The sequence below is a fragment of the Paenibacillus sp. FSL H8-0283 genome, from assembly GCF_045040675.1.
GTDB lineage: Bacteria > Bacillota > Bacilli > Paenibacillales > Paenibacillaceae > Paenibacillus > Paenibacillus amylolyticus.
In genome coordinates this window covers 503,958-525,257 of sequence record NZ_CP150295.1, presented here as the reverse complement: position 1 = coordinate 525,257, position 21,300 = coordinate 503,958, and the positions used below count along the sequence as shown (strand labels likewise).

The 21,300-nt window shown below is 47.8% G+C and carries 25 protein-coding genes and 1 riboswitch; of the genes, 8 read left to right on the top strand and 17 right to left on the bottom strand.

Annotated elements, in window-relative coordinates; genetic code table 11:
* Window positions 1–143: 143 nt before the first annotated feature.
* The 12 genes from MHI52_RS02550 to serS form a co-directional block, all read right to left on the bottom strand.
* Window positions 144–602 carry an NUDIX domain-containing protein gene (locus MHI52_RS02550; protein WP_341005912.1) on the bottom strand — a complete coding sequence of 153 codons (459 nt, stop codon included), beginning with the start codon at window positions 600–602 and terminating at the stop codon, window positions 144–146.
* A gap of 86 nt (window positions 603–688) precedes the next feature.
* Window positions 689–1,462, bottom strand: a complete 774-nt coding sequence (locus MHI52_RS02545) for a LamB/YcsF family protein (RefSeq protein WP_405158379.1) — start codon at window positions 1,460–1,462, stop codon at window positions 689–691.
* Window positions 1,462–2,493, bottom strand: a complete 1,032-nt coding sequence (locus MHI52_RS02540; protein WP_405158378.1) for a biotin-dependent carboxyltransferase family protein — start codon at window positions 2,491–2,493, stop codon at window positions 1,462–1,464. The genes MHI52_RS02545 and MHI52_RS02540 overlap by 1 nt, the downstream gene beginning before the upstream one ends.
* The gene (gene pxpB / locus MHI52_RS02535) at window positions 2,490–3,206 is read right to left on the bottom strand and encodes a 5-oxoprolinase subunit PxpB (RefSeq protein WP_405158377.1); all 717 of its coding nucleotides are present in this window, start codon (window positions 3,204–3,206) and stop codon (window positions 2,490–2,492) included. Before pxpB ends, MHI52_RS02540 begins: the two co-directional genes overlap by 4 nt.
* Before the next feature lie 61 nt (window positions 3,207–3,267).
* Window positions 3,268–3,858, bottom strand: coding sequence for a histidine phosphatase family protein (locus tag MHI52_RS02530; RefSeq protein ID WP_036616758.1), 591 nt, complete (start codon window positions 3,856–3,858; stop codon window positions 3,268–3,270).
* Window positions 3,855–4,445 carry a DUF1572 family protein gene (locus MHI52_RS02525; RefSeq protein ID WP_036616755.1) on the bottom strand — a complete coding sequence of 197 codons (591 nt, stop codon included), beginning with the start codon at window positions 4,443–4,445 and terminating at the stop codon, window positions 3,855–3,857. The genes MHI52_RS02530 and MHI52_RS02525 overlap by 4 nt, the downstream gene beginning before the upstream one ends.
* Before the next feature lie 68 nt (window positions 4,446–4,513).
* Complete coding sequence (locus MHI52_RS02520) at window positions 4,514–4,843, bottom strand: DUF952 domain-containing protein (RefSeq protein WP_036616752.1); 330 nt, start codon at window positions 4,841–4,843, stop codon at window positions 4,514–4,516.
* A 51-nt stretch (window positions 4,844–4,894) separates the two neighbouring features.
* A complete protein-coding gene (locus tag MHI52_RS02515; protein ID WP_076329745.1) occupies window positions 4,895–5,452 on the bottom strand; it encodes a GNAT family N-acetyltransferase in 558 nt (185 codons plus the stop codon).
* Between the two features lie 28 nt (window positions 5,453–5,480).
* Window positions 5,481–5,888, bottom strand: a complete 408-nt coding sequence (locus MHI52_RS02510; RefSeq protein ID WP_211085635.1) for a DUF2809 domain-containing protein — start codon at window positions 5,886–5,888, stop codon at window positions 5,481–5,483.
* A gap of 4 nt (window positions 5,889–5,892) precedes the next feature.
* Window positions 5,893–6,444, bottom strand: a complete 552-nt coding sequence (locus tag MHI52_RS02505; protein WP_405158376.1) for a GrpB family protein — start codon at window positions 6,442–6,444, stop codon at window positions 5,893–5,895.
* A gap of 386 nt (window positions 6,445–6,830) precedes the next feature.
* On the bottom strand, window positions 6,831–7,937 hold the full coding sequence (locus MHI52_RS02500; RefSeq protein ID WP_405158375.1) for an Ig-like domain-containing protein: 1,107 nt from the start codon (window positions 7,935–7,937) through the stop codon (window positions 6,831–6,833).
* A gap of 417 nt (window positions 7,938–8,354) precedes the next feature.
* The gene (gene serS / locus MHI52_RS02495; RefSeq protein WP_405158374.1) at window positions 8,355–9,653 is read right to left on the bottom strand and encodes a serine--tRNA ligase; all 1,299 of its coding nucleotides are present in this window, start codon (window positions 9,651–9,653) and stop codon (window positions 8,355–8,357) included.
* A 387-nt stretch (window positions 9,654–10,040) separates the two neighbouring features.
* Here serS and MHI52_RS02490 point away from each other — a divergent pair, with 387 nt between their 5' ends.
* Entirely contained in the window at window positions 10,041–11,276 is a 1,236-nt protein-coding gene (locus MHI52_RS02490; RefSeq protein ID WP_405158373.1) for an MFS transporter, read from the top strand.
* A gap of 166 nt (window positions 11,277–11,442) precedes the next feature.
* On the opposite strand, the gene MHI52_RS02485 is transcribed toward MHI52_RS02490, so the two are convergent.
* The 3 genes from MHI52_RS02485 to MHI52_RS02475 form a co-directional block, all read right to left on the bottom strand.
* A complete protein-coding gene (locus MHI52_RS02485) occupies window positions 11,443–12,306 on the bottom strand; it encodes an IS3 family transposase (RefSeq protein WP_339189383.1) in 864 nt (287 codons plus the stop codon).
* Between the two features lie 11 nt (window positions 12,307–12,317).
* Complete coding sequence (locus tag MHI52_RS02480) at window positions 12,318–12,635, bottom strand: transposase (RefSeq protein WP_074094933.1); 318 nt, start codon at window positions 12,633–12,635, stop codon at window positions 12,318–12,320.
* 363 nt (window positions 12,636–12,998) lie between these two features.
* Window positions 12,999–13,508, bottom strand: a complete 510-nt coding sequence (locus tag MHI52_RS02475; protein WP_405158372.1) for a hypothetical protein — start codon at window positions 13,506–13,508, stop codon at window positions 12,999–13,001.
* 174 nt (window positions 13,509–13,682) lie between these two features.
* On the opposite strand from MHI52_RS02475, the gene MHI52_RS02470 reads away from it, so the two are divergent.
* The 7 genes from MHI52_RS02470 (at window position 13,683) to MHI52_RS02440 (ending at window position 19,577) form a co-directional block, all read left to right on the top strand.
* A complete protein-coding gene (locus MHI52_RS02470; protein ID WP_076319528.1) occupies window positions 13,683–14,069 on the top strand; it encodes a VOC family protein in 387 nt (128 codons plus the stop codon).
* 17 nt (window positions 14,070–14,086) lie between these two features.
* Window positions 14,087–14,842, top strand: a complete 756-nt coding sequence (locus tag MHI52_RS02465) for an NAD(P)-dependent oxidoreductase (RefSeq protein ID WP_339285226.1) — start codon at window positions 14,087–14,089, stop codon at window positions 14,840–14,842.
* A 143-nt stretch (window positions 14,843–14,985) separates the two neighbouring features.
* Window positions 14,986–15,098: riboswitch (TPP riboswitch) on the top strand.
* A gap of 307 nt (window positions 15,099–15,405) precedes the next feature.
* A complete protein-coding gene (locus tag MHI52_RS02460) occupies window positions 15,406–16,446 on the top strand; it encodes an ABC transporter substrate-binding protein (RefSeq protein WP_405158371.1) in 1,041 nt (346 codons plus the stop codon).
* A gap of 224 nt (window positions 16,447–16,670) precedes the next feature.
* Window positions 16,671–16,961 (top strand): thiamine-binding protein, encoded by a 291-nt coding sequence (locus MHI52_RS02455; RefSeq protein ID WP_017690996.1) that lies wholly within the window; start codon window positions 16,671–16,673, stop codon window positions 16,959–16,961.
* Window positions 16,961–17,719 (top strand): ABC transporter permease, encoded by a 759-nt coding sequence (locus MHI52_RS02450; RefSeq protein WP_036616724.1) that lies wholly within the window; start codon window positions 16,961–16,963, stop codon window positions 17,717–17,719. Before MHI52_RS02455 ends, MHI52_RS02450 begins: the two co-directional genes overlap by 1 nt.
* Before the next feature lie 37 nt (window positions 17,720–17,756).
* Window positions 17,757–18,665 carry an ABC transporter ATP-binding protein gene (locus MHI52_RS02445; protein ID WP_405158370.1) on the top strand — a complete coding sequence of 303 codons (909 nt, stop codon included), beginning with the start codon at window positions 17,757–17,759 and terminating at the stop codon, window positions 18,663–18,665.
* A gap of 105 nt (window positions 18,666–18,770) precedes the next feature.
* Window positions 18,771–19,577 (top strand): TatD family hydrolase, encoded by an 807-nt coding sequence (locus MHI52_RS02440; RefSeq protein ID WP_315370563.1) that lies wholly within the window; start codon window positions 18,771–18,773, stop codon window positions 19,575–19,577.
* Between the two features lie 316 nt (window positions 19,578–19,893).
* On the opposite strand, the gene nfsA is transcribed toward MHI52_RS02440, so the two are convergent.
* Window positions 19,894–20,637 (bottom strand): oxygen-insensitive NADPH nitroreductase, encoded by a 744-nt coding sequence (nfsA, locus tag MHI52_RS02435; RefSeq protein ID WP_405158369.1) that lies wholly within the window; start codon window positions 20,635–20,637, stop codon window positions 19,894–19,896.
* Entirely contained in the window at window positions 20,630–21,229 is a 600-nt protein-coding gene (locus tag MHI52_RS02430) for a TetR family transcriptional regulator (RefSeq protein ID WP_076319536.1), read from the bottom strand. The genes nfsA and MHI52_RS02430 overlap by 8 nt, the downstream gene beginning before the upstream one ends.
* Between the last annotated feature and the right edge of the window lie 71 nt (window positions 21,230–21,300).

Sequence of the window (21,300 nt, the reverse complement as noted above, 5' to 3'; positions counted from 1 at the left end):
TTTGTAATAAGCCTGTACTTATAGTGTACCCACCTCACCTATGGTGAATCCATGAACCGATACGCTAACGTGACAAAATTGGAAAAGTTCTTTATAAAAATGTTTACATAAAGGGGTTAGCACGATATTTCTTCTTGGCTGATTTAATTCAGATCTCCAAGATAGATTGAAGAAGAGCCTGATTTAAGAAGCAATTCGCCAATTGTTTTTGGATATAAACGAATCTGGGACAGCTCTTCAAGTGCAATCCATTCCACGGCGACTTGGTGGTCGTCTGGATTGGAGCCTTCAAAAACGGTTGCCTCCGGATCGATCAGGCTACACGCAAAATAAAATTCAACCTGATGGATATCTGCATCCCACTCGGCGAATTCATGATTTTTACCGATATACTCCCGGATATGTAACAGCTCTCCCACATTCACGGCCTGACCAATCTCCTCCAGACATTCACGTGCGACCGCATCCTTGAGTTCTTCACCTTTCTCCTGTCCTCCACCTGGGAACACATAAGCGGTACCATATTGGTCTTCCAGCCGGATGACCAGCAATCGTCCATCCTGTACAATGACAGCTTTCGCCGAGTTGCGTATGGGTTTCATTCTGTTGATCCACTCCTTGTCATTCTAAAATTTCAAAGTTCAATCCGAACAACCTGATACTACTATTGTTCTGCTGAACATTCGTATCATCCCGTGGTATGCGCGGATAACTTAATGCCTTCCGATTCCAGCACACGACGAATCTCTTGAGCAAATGCGAGAGCGTTTGCTCCGTCACCGTGGATACAGACCGTCTCTGCCTTAATGGGAACCAACGTACCATCCGTGGATACAACGACTTCGTCTTTCACCATCCGAAGCACTTGAGCAATCGCTTGTCCCGACTCTTCAATGACAGCTCCCGCTTGGCTTCTAGGGGTGAGCTTACCATCCGTCCCATAGGTTCGATCCGCAAACACCTCGCTCACACTGCGCAGACCGATGCGATCCGCGGCATGAATCAGCTCACTGCCCGCCAGACCATACAGATACAGTTCAGGCAGTACTTGATAGATCGCCTCGGTTATGGCTTCAGCAAGCTTCGAATCTTCTGCGGCCATATTGTATAAGGCACCATGTGGTTTTACGTGATGCATTCGCCCTCCGCTTGCCCGGACAAAGGCATCCAGCGCACCAATCTGATACACCACCATGTCATATGCTTCCCGTGGCGTAATGTCCATACGTCTTCTGCCAAACCCTTGCAAATCTGGCAACCCGGGGTGGGCTCCAATTGCCACCTGATGCTCCAATGCCCTCTCTACCGTCAGGCGCATTGTAGCCGGGTCCCCTGCATGAAATCCGCAGGCAATATTGGCTGATGTAATCAAGGGTAGAACGGCCTCGTCCGACAGCGTCCGATATATACCATAACTTTCGCCCAGATCACAATTGATATCCAAGGTTTTCGAGGTATTCATTAAGCGTCCCCCATTCCTGCCATTCTTCTGCGTATCAACTTATCCATGAGCTGCATATTGATTTCCTGTTCAATATACAACTGTCCAGCTTGATCATGCGTAATCTTTTTAAAAGAAATTTGGGTTCCTGGCTTAGTCTGAGCCAGGATTGGCATATCCACCCGAGCTACCTGTGCAATGACAGGATAACCTCCAATCGTCTGATGGTCCGCCATCAAGATGATGGGCTGACCATCCGGTGGCACCTGCACCGTGCCATAGGTAACGGCTTCAGACAGCCGATCCAGGGGCTGATCCAGCTCCAGTATGGAGCCTTGCAAGCGGTAGCCCATCCGATCGGATTGCGAAGAAATCACGTATTTTTCGGCATAGAATTGTCCCAGACTTGCCTTACTGAACAGCAAACTATCCTTGCTCTCCATCACACGAATAACAGGTTGCCCATAATAGTCAGGTCTTTCACGTTCAGATAAAAGCCACGCAGGCGCCAATATTCGGTGGTCCCGCTCACTCTCCTTTACCTGCTGCTCCATACGATGCATCCAGCCTTGCGCTTCGACAGAAAGTTCACCATTGGATAACAGATCCCCCACGCGCAAGGCTCGGCCCTCCACACCGCCAAGACCTGTCTTGAGGTCTGTACTTCGACTGCCCATCACTTCAGGCACAGCTATTCCACCCGCAATCGCCAGATATCCACGCAAACCATGACGACATGGACCAAACTTCAGTACACTTCCAGCCCGCACCAGCACCGGACGCCACAAAGGTACAGGCAGATGATCCACCGTTGCCGTCAGATCGGCTCCACATAACGAGACTAGCTGGCTCTCCTGAAATCGAAGCTCTGGCCCCGTCATCGTCATCTCCAGTACTGCCGCATGTCGGGAGTTGCCCACAAGCATATTGGCTGCTCTGGCTGCAAAGGTGTCCATGACCCCGCCAGAATGAATACCATACCGGCGATAACCGGTTCTGCCTTCATCCTGAACGGTAGATAACAGACCAGGGCGAATCAATTCAATACTCATCGTTCGCCCTCCTTCCGCTTCAACGCCAGATAGTCCTGCATCGTAATCTGTTTGAATCGAACCCGATCACCTGCTACCAGCAAACTCGGTACGTTCTCTTCCGGCCGAAACAACCGGAGTGGCGTTTGTCCAATACATTGCCATCCCCCGGGTGTATCCACTGGATAGATTCCTGTCTGTTTGCCACCGATACCTACTGTGCCCGCCTCAACCCGAAGCCTTGGCGTTGCCCGTCTGGGCGTAGCAATCTGTTCAGACAAACCGCCGAGATACGGAAAACCCGGTGCAAATCCAATCATATGTACGAGATACTCCCCTGATGTATGAATCGCGATAACGTCCTCTGCGGTCAGTCCATTTTCACTGGCAACGTAGTCCAGATCAGGGCCCCACTCGCCACCATAACATACGGGAATCGTGACCGTTCTGGGTTTGTATTGTACGGATTCCTTCATTTGATTCAACTGCTGAAGCAGAATCCGGCATAACTCGGGGTAAGAGGAGATGAACGGATTATAAAATACTGTAACGGACGTATATGTAGGCACCCATTCGATCATGGCTGGCAAAGTGCTTTTTTCCAGCAAAGCACATACAGACATCACTCTGCGCTGCACAGCGTCAGACAATTGATCCCCGCACTGGATGATAACCGCTGTCTCACCCAGCGGAGATAAAATCTCCTCCGTCCATGAATACGTCAATTCGGTCATGCGCCATCTCCCCTTTTGTCCACAAAATTTGCTAGCGTTTTAACGTCAGAGCATCCATCTATTAAGACTCCCTGGACGAATCCAAATGTACGCTGCAATTGTACAGTTCGCATTGCCACACATTCTCATTCTTGGCGATCCGGGTAATGGATGTGTTGGACAGCTTCACACTGATATCCAGTTCAGGCACCAGACCTCGCAGTGTATTCCGCAGAACGGCTCCGTGACTGACAACGATCACTCTTCCATCGGGGTGCTGCTGTACAATATCTTCAAGCACCGCACTGCCTCGAACAGTCCCTGCATCTGCAAGCTCCCGTCCAAGATCCAGGGTACTCCAGTCCGCTCCCCACTTGGCTAACCGTTCCTCTTCCGTTGTTCCTTCGACCTGTCCTCCGCCCATCTCGCGAAGTCTAGGGTCCAGATGAATCTCCTGAATACCCAAGCGATCACCAATGATGCGAGCTGTCTCACTTGCACGTTCCAAGTCACTTGCATAGATGGCATCCCAGGATTCGTCGGCCAGTCTCGCGGCAAGTAATACCGCCTGTTCCCTGCCTTCCTGATCCAGCGGATTATCCGTCTGTCCCTGCGAACGTTTTTCCTTATTCCACGCTGTACTTCCATGGCGAATCAATGCAATTTGAGTCATTGTTGTTCCTCACCTTTTTCTATATGAAGTTCATCTTCTGTAAAATGTTTGCGTGCCTTCGGTTTGGCAAATTTGCCGCCGTTATATTGATCTGACCCATTTCTCGGAATCGAGAGACTGTCCCAAGCTGTTTCTTTAAGCATTTTCGCGGCAAATACAATCTGCCCAACATGATACGGATAATGTGCTAATTGCCGAATAATGGCCTCCATCACGGTATGACCTTCATTCCGAATATATATGATATGAGACAATTGTTCCGGGGTAAACGAACGAATGGATTCGAGTAGACAATTCCAGCCTTCCTCCCATTTGGAGAGCAACTCTTCCCGGGAAGAAATATCATTCACGAACTCGGCGTCCCGTTCACGCCACGGTTTCTCACCATCTGTTGTCAGTACATCCGTCCAGCGGGACAGCATATTGCCCCATAGATGTTTTACGATTACCGCAATGCTGTTCGCGTCTTCATTCCAGGATTGAAACAATTGCTCGGAATCCAGTTGTGCCATGGCTTTTTCCCCGAGCTGCTTGTAATACAAGAATTGCTTCTCGGCTGTCTCCAGAAAAACCTGATTCATATCCATCCGTTAACCACCCTTCGAAAAAGTATAATGCCCCCAGATCACGTCCAAATAGAAGTGTCACATGTTATTTATTCAGGAAATGAGAATGTACCGTCTGCATTCGGTTCAAATGGAATGACTTTGCGAACCGCATCCAGATTGAGCTCTCCATAGATATGTGGATATAGTTCATTTAATTCGTAGAGATCCTCATACACCAGTTCTGGCTCTAACGCCTTCTCATCAATACTAAGTAATAATAGATCCGTGCGGCCTGCATAATATTGCCCGGCTACCCATGGAATCTGTTCCTTGGTGGAACAATGAATGAATCCGTCCGTCTCCAGGCTATCTGGTGCATACACACTCCCCTTTGACACTTGCTCCCACAACGAACGGGAAATAATACTATAGATCATGGTTCTGCCTCCTTCAATTTCTGCGATGTACCCTATGAGTCATTGGAAGTATTATAGATCATCCCGGATACGGGAGTACAATTTTTGATCCGTAAATACACCTTTGATCTTCAACTGTTTGCGTAGCAAACCTTCGTACGACATACCCAGCTTCTCCATTACGCGTGCAGAGCCTATGTTGCCTGCATTACATTTCCCCTCCAACCGATTGCAGTCCAGTTCCCGAAAGCAATAATCCACGATGGGTTGCATCGCTTCTGCTGCGAGCCCCTTACCCCAGTGACTGCTGGCTATCGCGTACCCTAGTTCAGCACTCTGCATGGGTTCGTTGAGATGAAAAATGCCACCCCTCCCGATCAAGGTCCCTGTTTCCTTCAAAACAAAAGCCCAGATATGTACCGTTTTCCGTTCATAATTATCCAGCACCCGCTGAATATATTGAATTGAATCCTCCACCGTCTCATGGTAGTTCCACAAGCTTTGCTGACTCACTCGCGGATCAGAGGCAAACGCATAATATTCATCAAGATCATCCATCGTAAGCCGCCTCAGCTTTAACCGCTGTGTTTCGAATTCGGGCAAGTCGGCAAAAAGTTTTTCTACATTCATGCAGCACACCTCCATGATTCACTTGAGTTCATGATCCAGCCATCTTATTTCTCAGGAAATAACGATCTATCATAACCATGCACAGAATACCGACCGTATATCGAATCAGATCAATTACCAGAAACCCATGTCCCAGTATAAGCGCACCTAATACGGTAGAGCGTATCTCAATCAGCCAAGGCGTCTGGATCAACTGCGAGAACTCAATCATCCAGCTGAATACACAGCTCAAACACATCGCCCATACCAAGCTGCGATGAGGCCACACCATGCGTACTCCGAAATAAATCATGCCCGCCCAACATGCATCCCCGAAATGTTCATGCACCCAACCCGGCAATCGTTCACCGAAGTGTCTGGATGCGAGTCCTGCCGCCATGGTCATCATGACTGCGAAGAAATAGATCAGCCTGTCTCTGATAAGTACGCTTTTCAATCAATCACACGCCTTCATCAAGCACTTGTAAAATAAATTGCGTTTTGGCAGCGGTATACGATTCCCTATCTTCCTTGTTCTCATCAGCAAGCTTTGTCTTCAGGAAGGCGTAAGCTTCCACCAGATCTGGGCGTTTTCTCAGCACATCCCGAAACCGAATTTGACGATCCCAGCGTTCTTCTCCCGGGCGCATCAGATGCAGGTGTACAGCTCTCTTGCCATCCTTAACCCTGACCCAGAATCGTCTGTACTCCCGTCCATCCAGTTCAGGCGGAACGTAGTTCCAGCCCAACGGATTCAGCTGATCCGCAATCAGATCCATGTCATCCCATGACTGTACCTCTGCCATCAGATCAATAATGGGCTTGGCGGGTAACCCTGGAATGGACGTGCTTCCGATATGTTCGAATTGATGAATATTAAACTGCTCTAGAAGACGTTTGAGTTGCCGGATTTCATCCTGAGCCTGCGCATCCCAATTGGGATTGGCCGGAGCAATCTCTACCGACTCTGTCGCCCAGGCAGGCCAATTTTCCGGTTGCATTGGATCTTTCATTCAGGTATCTCCTCTTCACCATGACATTTCAAATGGTAGCCTTCTCTGTATTTTTCATAGGTGCGTTGCTTCATGCGCTTAATCGTAGTACTCCGTTGAAATGTAAGTATGGAACTTAGGGATAGAAAAAGATATTTCAGGTAAGCCAGATCACTAGAGTTAGAGTCTGAGCTTATAATCGAAGCTTTCATATTCATCCCATCCAATCCCCTTATATAGTTGTTGAAGCAGAAGGCATTTCAGATACATATTTCTATATATCCAAAAAAGGAGCGTATGTCTACGCCCCTTGGTTGTCTGTTACCTTGATGATATTGATGATTTTAACGATGTCATGTACTGAAACTAATTTTTGGATCATGCAAGATGCTTTATTATATGAAGATTTATTTTACCGTAACAGGGATCGTCACTTTTTTATTGCCCCATTTGGCCGTGATGGACGTTTTCCCTTTGCCTACAGCCACAATCTTGCCATTTGTAACTGTCGCTACGCCCGGCTTTGTGCTGCTCCACACCGCACTGTTGGTCACAACAGTGGTTTTGCCCGTATCATACTGTGCCATCACACTCAGCGTTGTGCTTCCCTGTGGGGACAAAACCAGTTTTTTCTGGCCTGTAATCAACTTTTTGAGCAAAGGTACAACGGTAACCTCTGCCTTTATTGTCTGATTTTGATAAGTTCCTGTCAAGGTGGCTTGTCCCTCGGTCAGCGTCTTAACGGTTCCATTTTTCACGATAGCTACATTTGTATTGGAAGAGGTCCATACGATCTGTTTCGAAAGGTTGATCGTTTTGCCATTTGCGTAGGTCCCGATGACCTTCAACGCCTTGGACTTCTTGATGTTCAGCTGCATTGTGGCAGGAGTGACTTCAACTTTGGTAATCTCGTCCGTCACAGCAACGGGAACTTTCACAATCGTTGTTCCGTACTTGCCTTGCAGCAATACTCTGCCAGGTGTAACGCCTTTGATTTTACCGTTTTCCAGCACAGCCGAAGAAGTGGATACGGACCACACAATCTCAGACGTCACATCCTCTTCCTTACCATTCGCACGGGTAATGCTTACTTTCGGAAGGGTGCTTTCACTGCCTTTAACAAAACTGTAGGATTTCGGTGAAGCTTTGATGCTTTTGATCTTCTCCTGCACTTGGACAACCAACTGGGCTTTAGCCCCGTCTACTTCTGCAAAAATCGTTGCTTCGCCCGCGGCCACAGCCTTGACTTTGCCTTTCACCATCGTCGCAACCGCTGCATTACTGGTGGACCAAGTCACGCCTTCGGTAACATCCTGCTTGTTATCAAAACCTTCTACCGTTGCCATCACCTGAAGCGCAGCTGTTTCGGAAACACTCATCTTCTGCGGGCTGCTATTGGTTATTTCAATCGATTTCACGTCACCAGTAGCCGCCAAGGCCAACGAAGGGACCAGTACGGTTAATGCCATAATTAGAGCAAATGTGCCTCGAAGCGCCAGTTTGATTCTATTCATTTTTAATTCCCAACTCCCATAATCCAATATTTTACTTCTATTATATTATATCGGATACGAATTGCATAAAGTTGAATAACGTGAGTGAGAGTCTTGGAACAATTCATGATTTTCATTGTATAATATGGGAAGGCCGCGCCCTTGAATCTGGACAAATTGAAATCATTAACGAGCGTGAATGGAAGCTGCGTTAACATTTAAGAAATAATTTTATTTACTTACATAAACGAAGAAAATTCTGATTAAGAAAGCTATATCTTAGGTCCGAGCACTAACCATCAGTTATATTTGGCACAACATAGTAGGAGATCGGTTCGTTAAATAGTGTTATCGTTGAAAAGGGGATGTCCATCGTCACATACAACATGACGTGTGGAACATCCCCTTTTTGAATTACTAAAGCGTTACCTAACCTCTCTACTTCACTTCGTCCTGCTCTGGCAAAATCAAGCTCTCGGCCCCGCCCATATAGGGCCGCAGGGCTGCCGGAATGCGAATGCTTCCATCCTCCTGCTGATGATTCTCAAGCAAAGGTATCAGGATACGCGGCGATGCCACCGCCGTATTATTCAAGGTGTGACAGTAGACCAACTTGCCTTCGGCATCGAGGCAACGAATATTCGAACGGCGCGCCTGAAAATCATGCAGATTCGACGACGAATGCGTTTCTCCATATGCACCGCGGCTTGGCATCCAGGTCTCGATGTCATACTGTTTGTACGTTTTCTGCGACATATCTCCGGTACATACAGCGACAACACGATACGGCAGTTCCAGTAATTGCAGCAATTCTTCGGCGTGTCCCGTAATCTCTTGCAGCATGCGCTCCGATTCTTCTGCATCAGGGGCACAGAGAATGACCTGCTCAACTTTGGCAAATTGGTGCACACGATACAATCCGCGTACATCCCGTCCGCCGGAGCCAACTTCACTGCGGAAACACGTCGATACCGCAGCCAGCTTCACAGGCTCTTGAACATCAACAATCTCATCCGCATAATACGAGACCAGCGGCACTTCAGAAGTTCCCACCAGCCACTTGTTCTCCCCTTCGAGTTCATAGACCTGATCTCGACCGGTTGGGAAGAATCCGGTGTTCACCAGCGCATCCTCCCTGACCATCAGCGGAACCTCCATCGGTGTGAAGCCGTGCTTCAGCAGCAAATCAAGCGCAAGTTGCTGTACTGCTCGATGTAATAACAGGCCAGCGCCTTTTAATACATAACTTCGCGTACCGCCAATCTTAACTCCACGGGGAATATCGATGAGATCATGCAACTCCCCAAGTTCCACGTGATCTTTGATGTTATACTCGAACGTTGGCACCTCTCCCACACGTCGCAGCTCTACATTGTCTGCGTCCGACAAGCCATTGGGGGTATCCGGGGATACGATATTGGGTACCAGCCATTGCAGCTTGGTTACTTCCTCCTGCACAGGGGCGAGCCTCGCTTCCACCTGTTCCAACTGTTCATTGATCTGTTTCACCTGAGCCCGCAAACCCTCGGCCTGTTCCCGATTCCCGGCTTGCATGAGTCTGCCAATATCAGTAGATAACGTATTGCGCAACCTGCGACCTTCTTCAATTTCCCGCAAAAGTGTTCTACGTTCTTCATCCCGCTCTAACAATGTGCGAATGTTGATCTTGATTTTTTTCCCGTCTGCTGCGGCCTGAACCTCTTCTGCATGTGCACGAATCCACTTCATTTCTAACATGGTCACCGTCTCCTTTGGCTGTAAAAATACAAAGAGCGCCCTCATCCCTTGGGACGAGGAGCGCTCTGCTCGCGGTGCCACCCAACTTGCTGAATCAGGATATCCTGCTTCCAGCCTCTTGGTCCGCGATAACGGGCGGTTCCGGTTAACTTGGGGAAATATCGCTCCCCTGGCGAAAACGCCTCCGAGTTGGATGCTCTTCAACGGCATGGTCCGATCTGTAATTGTTGGTCTCAGTATATACGAACGCCGGACCAGATTGCAACCTTCTGTATCGATCAGGAATTCATGGCACAACTTAACATGTCCTGTTATGATAGACTTTGTCTTCAAGATTGCGCTTTATTGTGATCCTCAATTTATGTATATAAGTAGAAGGGGTTCTTTATGAAAAAATTACTTTGGATCGGATGTCTGTCCTATTTCCTGATTGGACTTGCCCACGTTGTGCTCGGTTCCATTCTACCGGTTGCACTTGAACATTACGGCAAAGATTATAGCCAAGGCGGAACGCTGATCTTTGCTCAATTTGCCGGATTCTTGGGTGGTGTATTGTTATCTCCATGGCTGAACAGACGCTTTGGTAAACGGGGAGGCCTGTTAATCGCCACAGCGTTGCTCTGTATTGCAGAATTATCCTACATGCTGCTGCCACCATGGGGCTGGATGTTCGTCATCGCACCTGCTGCCGGCTTTGGATTCGGAATGGTTGAAGCTGTTATTGGCACCATTATCATCGCTGCAATTAAAGACAATACAGCCGTTGCCATGAGTCGACTGGAAGTGTTATTCGGGATTGGAGCGATGGTCATGCCGCTCATTGCCAGCGGTCTGATTGCTGCCGGATACTGGCGCCTTTCCTTTCTCGTTGTTGCGATCTGCGCAGCGCTGACCTTTGTTTTCTGGGCGAAAGGATCATTCGGTGAACTCGATAAGTTTCTGGAGCGACAGAGTTCAAATCATGCTTCCGTAAATACGCACTCTGGTGGGACATCGGGTGAGATGCATCCCGCATCTGCAAGTACATCCAGTCCAACCTATCAAAGCCGTAACAGGACTCTTCTGGTATTATTCGTCCTGTTCTTCTTCCTATATGTTGGCACAGAGATGAGTCTTGCGAACTTCATGCCGGCGATTCTGATTGAGAAAATGAACATGAAGGAAGCCGGAGCAGCCCTTAGTGTCACCTGTTTCTGGATTGCCATGTCCGTGGGACGGCTCTTCGCCGGGTATATCGCAGAGAAATTCCAATACCGCGTATATGTCCTGTACAGTTGTCTTGCATCTGTTCTCTTGTTAATGGTATTTCCATTTACAAACCAAATCTGGTCTGCATTTCTCATCATCTTACTGCTTGGACTTGCGATGTCAGGGATATTCTCCATTGCCCTTGTCTTCGCCAGTAAACTGCTGCCCGGAACAGAGGAATCCACACCCAGCATTTTAATTGCCTCAGGTGGGGTTGGCGGTGCCATTCTGCCTTTGACTACGGGATGGAGTCTTGATCATCTGGCCGTTAATCAGTCTGCATGGATGCTTGCGATCTTTGCAGTTGGCCTGCTTGTCATTAGCGTAATCACGTATCAATGGCAGAACAAACATGTGGTGGATCCAGCGACTTAACAGTTATGTTTCGATGCAGTCCTGAGAATTAGAATCAGAAATAGAATACCTATTATAGAGATTGAGATGTCCACCGCCATGACCTGACGGTGGACATTTTGTTGTAGCGTTATTCTGTGCTAACGAACCTAGCACAGGCTATGGACCTATGTCAAAAAAGTAGACACTACGCTGCGGATTTGTCCGTAAAATTCATCGCAAAACGAGCAGGGGAAAGATACCCTAGTGCGCCATGCATTCGCTTGCGGTTGTAATAGAACTCAATGTACTGGTAGATGGCAGTATAAGCCTCTTCCGGCGTCTTAAAACGAGGGTTGCAGTAAATGAGTTCCTTCTTTAAAATACTGTGCCATGACTCAATACAGGCGTTATCATAACAGTTTCCTCGGCGGCTCATGCTTGATTCCATTCCGTATGATTTTAGTTGCTCCACGTATTCTTTTGACGTGTATTGAGAGCCGCGATCTGAGTGATGGAGTAATCCCCGAGCGGGGCGTTTGGCCTTATAAGCTTCCTCCAGTGCACCCATCACCAAACTGGTTTCCATATGGTTATATAGACGCCAGCCTACAATTTCACGTGTGCACAAATCCAGAACGCTGGCGAGATATAGACGACCTCCTCGGCAAGGAATGTAGGTGATGTCGGTAACCCATACCTTATTCGGTTTGGACGTTTTAAATTGCTGATTCAGCGTATTTGGCGCAAGGGGATGGTCGTGTTTGGAATCCGTCGTCTGAACGCGATATTTGGGCATGACCACAGAACGTAGATTCATTTGACGCATGTATATACTGACGGTACGTGAAGAGATTCGCAGCCCTTCTAAATGGAGCAGATACGTAATTTTAGGGCTTCCACACCGCATCTGGTGGTCGTAAAAATGATAGCGAATACGCTTCATGACCTCGTCTTTACGGTTCTGCCGCATGCTGGTTCGGTCCATTCGCCATTTGTAATATCCGCTCCGTGATACTTGAAAGGTTCTGCACATCTTCTCCAAAGAAAACTCGGAGCGATGATCTTCCACAAACTGAAATCTTAGCTCTTTGGTTTGCTGAAGATGTGCACTGCTTTTTTTACAATCGCCAGTTCTTCTTGTGTATCCGCAAGCGTGTGATCTTTCTCTTGAAGCAACCGGCGCATCTCTTGAAGCTCTGCTTCCAGTTCCTTCACTCGATCTACGCTGGCAACAGGCTCATGTTTTAGTTCGCGGTACTTACTCATCCATTGGTGCAACGTACTTTTTGGAATGTTGAGTTCTTCTGCCAAATCTCCAAGTGTCTTCGTCTGCTCTTGAATGAATTTGACCGTTTGTTTTTTGAATTCTTCGTTATATCGTTGCCGCTGTTCTCCCATGTGGACACCTCCGTTAGTCTTATTATCCTTCCGTCCGTTAACGGGTGTCCACTTTTTATTCTAGCTCCACTATCCCCCTCCATTTCCGCATGTTTGAAATCTAACGAATCCTAGAGACGTTATTATAGATAATTAGCTTCAATTAAATGTCTCGTTGGAGGTTTTTTGCATAATAACACCGCTGAGATTCGTTAGGTTTTCATTCCCTTAGAAACTGGCCTAATAAGGTGTCCTCGATTCGTTAGCGCTGTAATATGGCGGCAGTGCCCTATCTTTGCCTCTCTCATCACCTTTCATTAAAGGTGAGAATAATATCTATTCATTTGCACAAGATTGCCCAGGAAATACTTAGGGCCAGCCGAATCACACACTTTTGTTAACGACAGGCATTACGGGCCCGTTATCCTTGATGAATTTACCGAATACATATCGTACGATTGGCCCCAAAATAATCAACTGATATGGAAGCGCCAGGCTGAAGTTACGAGCGATTGTATGAAGGTACGTACGGAGTACGGATGCCCCACTTAATTGATCCGCGAGATATGCCGAGATCATTCCATACATGGACATGATCAGAACCATGCCAATCACCATGAAAAATGAAATGACGAGCACACCTAAAATCTTATTGGACTTGTCGAAGGGCAAGGAGAATGCAATCTTTCTCGCCACAGGTCCAACAATGAAAGACTCCACCAGAAACGCGATGACAAAACATAATATGAATTGAAGCAGTATCTCAAGCGGGGACATCTTGCCGAGTAACCCACTGTGCCATAGATTGAAGAACATCATGACCAAGACCATTCCTGTACACATCATTAATCCCAAAATAATCTGTTCCTTCTTGCTTGTTGGCAATTCTCTCATCCTCTCTGTTTACCTTCGTAATTATAGAGATGAGGAAACCCTTCACATAAGTGAACATTTTGTGAACAATTATGATTTTTCCAACTTAAAATTGGATTTGACAACCATGTAGTACAGCTCTATGCTATCCCTTAAAATGGTAGAAACATTCACTACATAAGGAGGTTTTTGATTGTGAGTTTTCAAAAGCGCATTGACCACGTCGGCATTGCCGTTCGTGATCTGGAGACCACGCTGCGTTTCTACACGGAGATCGTTGGTCTTGAATTGAAAGACCGGGTGACCCATACCAACGGTATCATTCAGCTCGCCTTCCTTGGCTTCAATGGAAGTAATGAGACTGAGATTGAGTTAATTCAAGGATACAGCGACAAGCTGCCTTCTGAAGGTACGGTGCACCATTTTGCGATCCACGTGGATGATCTTGATTCTGAGTACAAACGCATTCAATCCACCGAAGCCGAATTTATCGACGGAGAGATTATCACACTGCCTAACGGTTACCGCTATTTCTTCATCTATGGACCTGAAAAGGAATGGATTGAGTTCTTCCAGCGCTAAGAATTGGAGCTGATTTCATGAACATTTTAATTACTGGCGCAGCCGGAAAAATTGGACGTGACTTGTCCCAACACTTGTCAGAAGCATTTCGCCTGCGACTAACGGATTTAAATATCGACAGACTGCATACGTATCAAGGGACCAGCCATGAGATCATGACACTGGATGTGACAGACCCCGAAGCCTGTCAGCGTGCTTGCGAAGGCATGGATGTGGTTGTACATCTGGCTGGAGATCCTTCCCCGAATGCCGGATTTTATGAATCGTTGTTGGACATCAATATCAAAGGCACATTTAATGTATTCCGTGCAGCTAAAGACCAAAGTGTACGAAGAGTCATTCTTGCAAGCAGTGCACAGACGATTGAGGGGTATCCCATTGATGCTCAAGTCTATCCGGACATGCCCACACGCCCACGGAATTTGTACGGGGTTAGCAAATGTTTTGGAGAATCGCTCGCTTCCTATTTTGCGTATACCGAAGGTTTACAAAGTGTAGCAATACGTATAGGTGCATATGATGATTTTCAACCGGACGGACCCGTGCTGGAGGCAAGGGATATGAGCGCGTATATTAGTCCGGCTGACTTGTGTGATTTGATGTTCAAAGCAATTACAACTACCGATCTGGAACCCTTCACCATACTGCATGGGATCTCGAATAATCGGTTTAAACGATTAAATCTGGAAACCACTCAGAAACAGGTAGGTTATGACCCAAAATCCGATGCTTTTGCACTCAGTCAGATTGCCTTATATGATTCCCCACGATAATTATTGAAAATAACACATCCAAACAGGCTGTTATACATATGTATAACGGCCTGTTTATAACTTATACGTGTCCCTATCCAGTTCATGACTGGACAGGTCCTACCCTCTGGCCTATAATTACACCTAGTAATGCCCGTAACTTCATAGTTTCCCAGGGGAGTCGGAATTGGCCGGCTGAGAGTGTATCCCACCAAGATACTAACCCTTAGACCTGATCTGGATCATGCCAGCGTAGGAATCGGAGTATATCGAAATGGCACAGCCCTATGGCTGAACGCCACCTCTCTAACGCCTGCACGCGTCCCGGAATACGGGGCGCTTTTTTTGTTACTATCAGAAAGTATAAGTTTTGAAGCATCACCTTCCTGATATTGCAAGAAGAACTGCCGCTAAGCGCAGTCTGGCTTCCTTGAATGACATCGATGGACGTTTTACTTGTTCAAAAATAACGTCATCCGGATCTCAACTGGTATAAATCTGTCGATTTATGCAAGATGATTGGATATGAAGCCAAGGAGTACCCCGTGCCAACCGGCCGGACATACCGAAGGAGAGAACCACAGATGAAATGGCGTAAAACGATGGGATTGTTGCTCTTATGCGTGCTTATGGTGACTGTAGCCGCATGTGGTGGCAAAGAAGCTGCCCCAGCTGGGCAGAACGGCAACACAAATACGGAAAGCAGCAACGAAGGTGACACTGCCGCCCTGAAAGATATTAAAGTGGTGCTCGACTGGACACCAAATACGAATCATACAGGCCTGTATGCAGCTGTAGATCAAGGTTTTTATAAAGCCGAAGGCTTGAACGTGGAGATTGTACAACCAGGTGCCGGTGGCGCAGATACAATGGTTGCCTCAAATGAAGTGCCTTTTGGCGTAAGTTATCAGGAGAGTGTAACTCAAGCCCGCACACAGGGTGTTCCACTCGTCTCCATCGCAGCAGTTATTCAGCATAATACATCCGGGTTCGCTGCTCCGGCAGATCGGAATATCAAGTCACCGAAAGATTTTGAAGGTAAAACCTATGGCGGTTGGGGTTCCCCAGTCGAAGAAGCCGTGATGCAATCCATTATGGAAGGCGACGGAGCCGATGTATCCAAAGTGAAAAACATTAATATGGGTGACGCCGACTTTTTCACCGCAGTAAAACGGGACATTGATTTTGCGTGGATTTTCTACGCCTGGACAGGTATTGAAGCCGAACTGCGCGGGGAGCCCATCGACATGTTATATGTGAAGGATTATTCAGATGCATTGGATTACTACACACCTGTCCTTGTAACAAACGAGCAAACGATCCAAAACGACCCTGAGTTGGTGAAAGCATTCCTGAAAGCCACCTCCGAAGGGTATCAATACGCAATTGATCATCCCGAAGACGCAGCCAACATTCTGATCAAGGCCGTACCGGATCTGGATAAGGAATTGGTACTGGCAAGCCAGAAATGGCTTAGTCCAAAGTACACAGATGACGCCCCGCGCTGGGGTGAGCAAAAACAGGAAGTGTGGCAGAACTACACCGACTGGATGTTTAGCAAAAAACTGCTGGATGAACAGATCGATGTGAGCAAGGCATATACGAACGAGTTCTTACCCCAATAAAATTTCTCATATAAAACGAACTTAAATTTTACACGAGGACGGAGAGGACAGAAATAACGTAAAAAAGCGAAGCGGTCGCCTTTATCACCGGATTTTCCCTTTAGAGAAAGGGAATCAAAAAAATCTGGGGATAACAGCGATTGGAAGGTTATTCTGTCATCGAAGTGGCAAGTGTAACAGTCATTAGTTCATTTTATATATCACGAAAGGAGCCGTGATCTCTCATGGCAAGCACACTACTTAGCATTCAAGTTATTCCCAAAACGCCAAATGGCGAGAACTCTTATCCTTACGTTGATCGCGCCATTGAAGTTATTCAGCAATCTGGCCTGAAATATCAGGTGAACGCGCTCGACACCACAATGGAGGGGGAACTGGAGGAACTGTTGGAAGTTGTACGTAAAATGCACGAGGTACTTGTGGAGGCTGGCAGCCCAAGCATCATCTCCCAGATCAAAATCGCCCATAGCCCTACTGGCTTCAGCATGGATACCCTGACGGAGAAGTATCGCTAATGCCTGCCTATTTCAAAAGTGTATGGCCGCCCATTGTGGCGGTTATTCTCTTTATAGCGATATGGCAGGGAGCCGTCTCCCTCTTCCATATTGAGAAATGGATGCTGCCTGCACCGTCCGACATCGCCCGCGAAGCCGCAACCCAGGCCGAACGACTTGGCATGCATGCTTCCGCAACCATTCAGTTAACGCTGATTGGATTCGCCGCTGGAACAGCGGTTGGATTACTGATTGCGATGGTGCTGCATTTAGTCCCTTTTCTCAAGTCAGCCCTGTATCCTTTACTTATTCTTAGTCAAAATATCCCAACCATCGCGCTCGCGCCGCTCCTGTTAATCTGGTTTGGATTCGGGCTGTTGCCCAAGCTGATTACGATCATCCTGGTCTGCTTCTTCCCCGTTGCAGTGGCGGCCATGGACGGCTTGACCCGTACAGATGCAGCGATGATGAACTATATGCGCATGGCTGGTGCGAAACGTCATCAGATCTTCTGGAAGCTGGAGCTTCCCCATGCGCTGCCATCCGTGTTCTCCGGTGTCAAAATCGCCGCTACCTATAGCGTGATGGGCGCCATCATCGCCGAATGGATTGGTGCAGACAAGGGTATTGGTTATTATATGATGTTGCAAAAGTCGGCTTATCGTACGGATCGCCTATTCGTAGCGATCATGATTATTGTCGCGCTCAGCTTGCTGCTCTTCCTGTTCATTGCCCTGCTGGAGAAGCTGCTCGTGCGCTGGCGGCCACAGAAGCGGTAGTAAAGAAGTAATCTGTATATTAGGAAGTGATGACCATATGAATCTGCAACAGGATGAACAAGTCCAGCCTGGACGAGGAGCAAGTGTAATGGAGCCAACGCACGGTGAAAAGTTAAACTCGGCTACGCCTAATCGACCTGCCAATACGACTCCAGCTCCGGTTCCACCTGCACTGGACGTTGTTAATGTTCATGCATCATTCCGTGAACGGCGGAGCAGGTTACCGGTTCTGAACGGCCTGTCCCTGACTGTGGAGCAAGGCGAGTTTGTCGCTATCGTTGGACCATCCGGCTGTGGCAAAAGCACCCTGTTCCACATCATCGGCGGTCTGCTGAAGCCACAGGAAGGCCAAGTGCTTATGAACGGTCATGATGTGACAGGCCAACGTGGCAAGATCAGTTATATGCCACAACAGCCCGCTCTTTTCCCATGGCGTACCATTGAAGATAATGTACTACTTGCTGGTGAAGTAGCTTCAAGCGCTCCTCCTCGGGCTGAAGCACTTGCGGAAGCTCGTAAGTGGTTAAGCAGCGTGGGTCTTGCCGGGTTTGAGCAGGCCTACCCTCATATGCTGTCGGGCGGAATGCAGCAGCGTGCTGCATTTTTGCGTGCCCTGCTCAGTCCGCAGGAACTCATGCTGTTGGACGAACCTTTCAGCGCACTGGATGCACTGACACGTAGCGACATGCAACGCTGGCTGCTCGATATCTGGGAACAGAACCGCCGCTCGGTGCTGTTCATCACCCACAATATCGAAGAAGCATTGCTACTTGCAGATCGGGTCTATGTATTATCCAACCGACCTGCAACGGTGTTGCACGAGGTACATGTTCCTTTTGATCGCCCAAGACGAGAAGAAATTACGGAGGAATCCGCTTTTCTGGAGCGTAAACGGCAGATTGCTCAGTGGATGCGAGAAGAGCAGCAGAAAGCCCGCCTATCATAATAGCGCGGGTTTTTAAGTTATTATTTTCCTTTAATGGGTGATCCGCCTTAAGAAATTCTGCGTAACATAGTTAGAATATAACTGAACACAAGGAGGAATTCCCTCGTGCATTCTCAAGCTTTTGCACCATTAATTGATGCTCATATTCACTTCGATCAGTATACCCCTGACGAACAACGCGAGATGCTGCTATCGTTTCCGTCTCAGCAGGTCGAAGCAGTCATTGCCGTGTCCATGAATCTCGCTTCGGCCAAGACCAATCTGGAGCTTGCAAAACAACATCCACGTAACATCTATCCGGCCTTCGGTTTCCATCCGGAACAGGAACTGCCGTCCATTGCAGAAATGGACCTCTTCTTCCAATGGATCGAGAAGCATATGGGACAAGCCACAGCCATAGGAGAAGTTGGCCTTCCCTATTACAATCGTCAGGAAGCGGAGCAGGCAGGGCAACGCTTCGATCAGAGCGGGTACATTGAACTGCTTGAACGTTTCATCCAACTTGCCAAAAAGCATAACAAACCACTTGTCCTTCATGCGGTATACGATGATGCGGATATCGTCTGTGATTTGCTGGAGCAATATCAGTTCCGACGTGCTCATTTCCATTGGTTCAAAGGTTCTCGCCAAACCGTAAGGCGCATGGCGGACAACGGTTATTTCATTTCCTTCACGCCGGATATTCGGTATGAAGAAGAGATTCGTGAACTCGCCCGGCAATATCCATCGGAACAAGTGATGGCCGAGACCGACGGACCTTGGCCCTTCGAAGGACCGTTTCAGGGACGAATGACACACCCTGCCATGACCAGACAGGTCATCCAGGCATGGAGTGAGATCACTGGCATGGGAACCGAGCGGGCCGCCCGTCTTTTTTATCAGAACACAAAGCGTTTCTATGGCTTAACTTAAGTAAATAAGGTAACAGCAAGTACTCTCGCTTGCCCTGCCAGCACAACACAAAGAAGCCAGTCGGCTTCGCCCCGACTGACTTCTAGTCTACTATATATATCAGTTGAACTAAATTTTTAAACAGGAACGTAGAGGACAGAAATAACCTGAGGAAGCAGAGCGGTCGCCTAAAAGCTTTCTGAAAGAAAGCTACTTCGGAAGCATACGCTATCACTAGATTTTCACCTCACAAAAATTGGATCAAAAAATCTGGGGATAACAGCGATCAGAAGGTTGTTCTGTCATCGGAGTGGCAAGTGTAACACTTCAGTTCAACTTAACGCTTCAAGAATCCTTTGCCTTCCAGGAACGGTCTCACTTGCAACCGAGTCGGCTCAGTCAAGCGCTTCGCCATCAGTTCGGACCATGGAGTTGTTCGTTCACCGTTAGTCCGTGCTTTCATGTACGCCGTCGTTGTCTCATCATACTGCTCAACACCTTTGATGCTCTGCTCGGCATTATAACGATTACGATGCAGAACTGCATTAAGTGGCAGACGCGGGCGAATTCCCGTTTCCTGATCTGCAACACCAATACACATGCCATACACCGGATATACCCCTTCCGGCAATTCCAACAGCTCAGCAACTTCCTCAATCCGGGTACGAAGCCCGCCAATATATACGATTCCGAACCCTAGTGACTCCGCTGCAAGAGCGGCGTTCTGGGAAGCCAGAGCAGCATCAATCGTGGCTACCATAAAATTCTCGGTTGAATCGGCATACGATTCCTTCTTAGGAAGATGACGTTTCGCAGCATCACTCAGCCGATACAGATCAGCACACCATACGAGAAACACCGGACATTCATTGACATAGGCCTGGTTGCCTGCCAATTCAGCCAGCTTGGCTTTTTGCTCTAAGTCAGTCACAGCAATTACGGTATATGCTTGCACACTACTTGAAGAGGAAGCCATCTGCCCTGCAGATACAATGGCTGCAAGCTGCTCATCACTTACCGGGTCTGGCTTGAATTTGCGTACAGAGCGGTGTTTCATCATCAAATCAATGGTTTCATTCATGGCTGTTCACTCCCAATCCTCGTAGTACGAACTCAATTGTCTGCTCAGCAAGCTCGTCTGTATTCATATCCTGATAATCAAAGCCAAATCGTGAATTCTTGGCCCGTTTGTGCGCCAAAGCCACACCCATAACCTGAAGCATCGCATAAGATACGGACTCGACCTGGAACAATCCCTGGTCTTTTCCTTCTTGCAGCAGGTCCCTCACTCGGGTCCATACAGGGTCTAGAAAACGAAATACGGTTGCTGTACGATGTGTACGCAGTGTAATTTCAAGCTGCACAATATCGCTCATCTCCCGATCCGTCATCGTGAACTTCACAACTTCACCAATAATTCGTCGGATACCTTCCACAGGCGAGGACATGGACTCTTCAGCCAGCGCGTTCATCATATGCCCAGGGAAGAAATGCTCAAATAATGCTTCGAACACCTTTTCTTTGCCGCCAAAATGATAAGACACCAGCGACACATTGGCACCTGCCTCATCACATATTTGACGAACACTCGTCCCGTCATACCCCTGCTGTGCAAAAAGCTTCTTGGCTGCAAGCAATATCCTCGTTTTGATATCCAACTCCGGTTCAGTCATTCCGTCCCGCTCCCTCTTGTCCGTTCATCTCATTCGCTCCAGCTCAAGGACTGCAGCCAGCGAATCATCTG

Bases quoted from the DNA above. Each gene is read 5' to 3' on its own strand.
- MHI52_RS02550 (WP_341005912.1), bottom strand. From the start codon at position 602: ATGAAACCCATACGCAACTCGGCGAAAGCTGTCATTGTACAGGATGGA.
- MHI52_RS02545 (WP_405158379.1), bottom strand. From the start codon at position 1,462: ATGAATACCTCGAAAACCTTGGATATCAATTGTGATCTGGGCGAAAGT.
- MHI52_RS02540 (WP_405158378.1), bottom strand. From the start codon at position 2,493: ATGAGTATTGAATTGATTCGCCCTGGTCTGTTATCTACCGTTCAGGAT.
- pxpB (WP_405158377.1), bottom strand. From the start codon at position 3,206: ATGACCGAATTGACGTATTCATGGACGGAGGAGATTTTATCTCCGCTG.
- MHI52_RS02530 (WP_036616758.1), bottom strand. From the start codon at position 3,858: ATGACTCAAATTGCATTGATTCGCCATGGAAGTACAGCGTGGAATAAG.
- MHI52_RS02525 (WP_036616755.1), bottom strand. From the start codon at position 4,445: ATGGATATGAATCAGGTTTTTCTGGAGACAGCCGAGAAGCAATTCTTG.
- MHI52_RS02520 (WP_036616752.1), bottom strand. From the start codon at position 4,843: ATGATCTATAGTATTATTTCCCGTTCGTTGTGGGAGCAAGTGTCAAAG.
- MHI52_RS02515 (WP_076329745.1), bottom strand. From the start codon at position 5,452: ATGAATGTAGAAAAACTTTTTGCCGACTTGCCCGAATTCGAAACACAG.
- MHI52_RS02505 (WP_405158376.1), bottom strand. From the start codon at position 6,444: ATGAAAGATCCAATGCAACCGGAAAATTGGCCTGCCTGGGCGACAGAG.
- MHI52_RS02500 (WP_405158375.1), bottom strand. From the start codon at position 7,937: ATGAATAGAATCAAACTGGCGCTTCGAGGCACATTTGCTCTAATTATG.
- serS (WP_405158374.1), bottom strand. From the start codon at position 9,653: ATGTTAGAAATGAAGTGGATTCGTGCACATGCAGAAGAGGTTCAGGCC.
- MHI52_RS02490 (WP_405158373.1), top strand. From the start codon at position 10,041: ATGAAAAAATTACTTTGGATCGGATGTCTGTCCTATTTCCTGATTGGA.
- MHI52_RS02480 (WP_074094933.1), bottom strand. From the start codon at position 12,635: ATGGGAGAACAGCGGCAACGATATAACGAAGAATTCAAAAAACAAACG.
- MHI52_RS02475 (WP_405158372.1), bottom strand. From the start codon at position 13,508: ATGAGAGAATTGCCAACAAGCAAGAAGGAACAGATTATTTTGGGATTA.
- MHI52_RS02465 (WP_339285226.1), top strand. From the start codon at position 14,087: ATGAACATTTTAATTACTGGCGCAGCCGGAAAAATTGGACGTGACTTG.
- MHI52_RS02460 (WP_405158371.1), top strand. From the start codon at position 15,406: ATGAAATGGCGTAAAACGATGGGATTGTTGCTCTTATGCGTGCTTATG.
- MHI52_RS02455 (WP_017690996.1), top strand. From the start codon at position 16,671: ATGGCAAGCACACTACTTAGCATTCAAGTTATTCCCAAAACGCCAAAT.
- MHI52_RS02450 (WP_036616724.1), top strand. From the start codon at position 16,961: ATGCCTGCCTATTTCAAAAGTGTATGGCCGCCCATTGTGGCGGTTATT.
- MHI52_RS02445 (WP_405158370.1), top strand. From the start codon at position 17,757: ATGAATCTGCAACAGGATGAACAAGTCCAGCCTGGACGAGGAGCAAGT.
- nfsA (WP_405158369.1), bottom strand. From the start codon at position 20,637: ATGAATGAAACCATTGATTTGATGATGAAACACCGCTCTGTACGCAAA.
- MHI52_RS02430 (WP_076319536.1), bottom strand. From the start codon at position 21,229: ATGACTGAACCGGAGTTGGATATCAAAACGAGGATATTGCTTGCAGCC.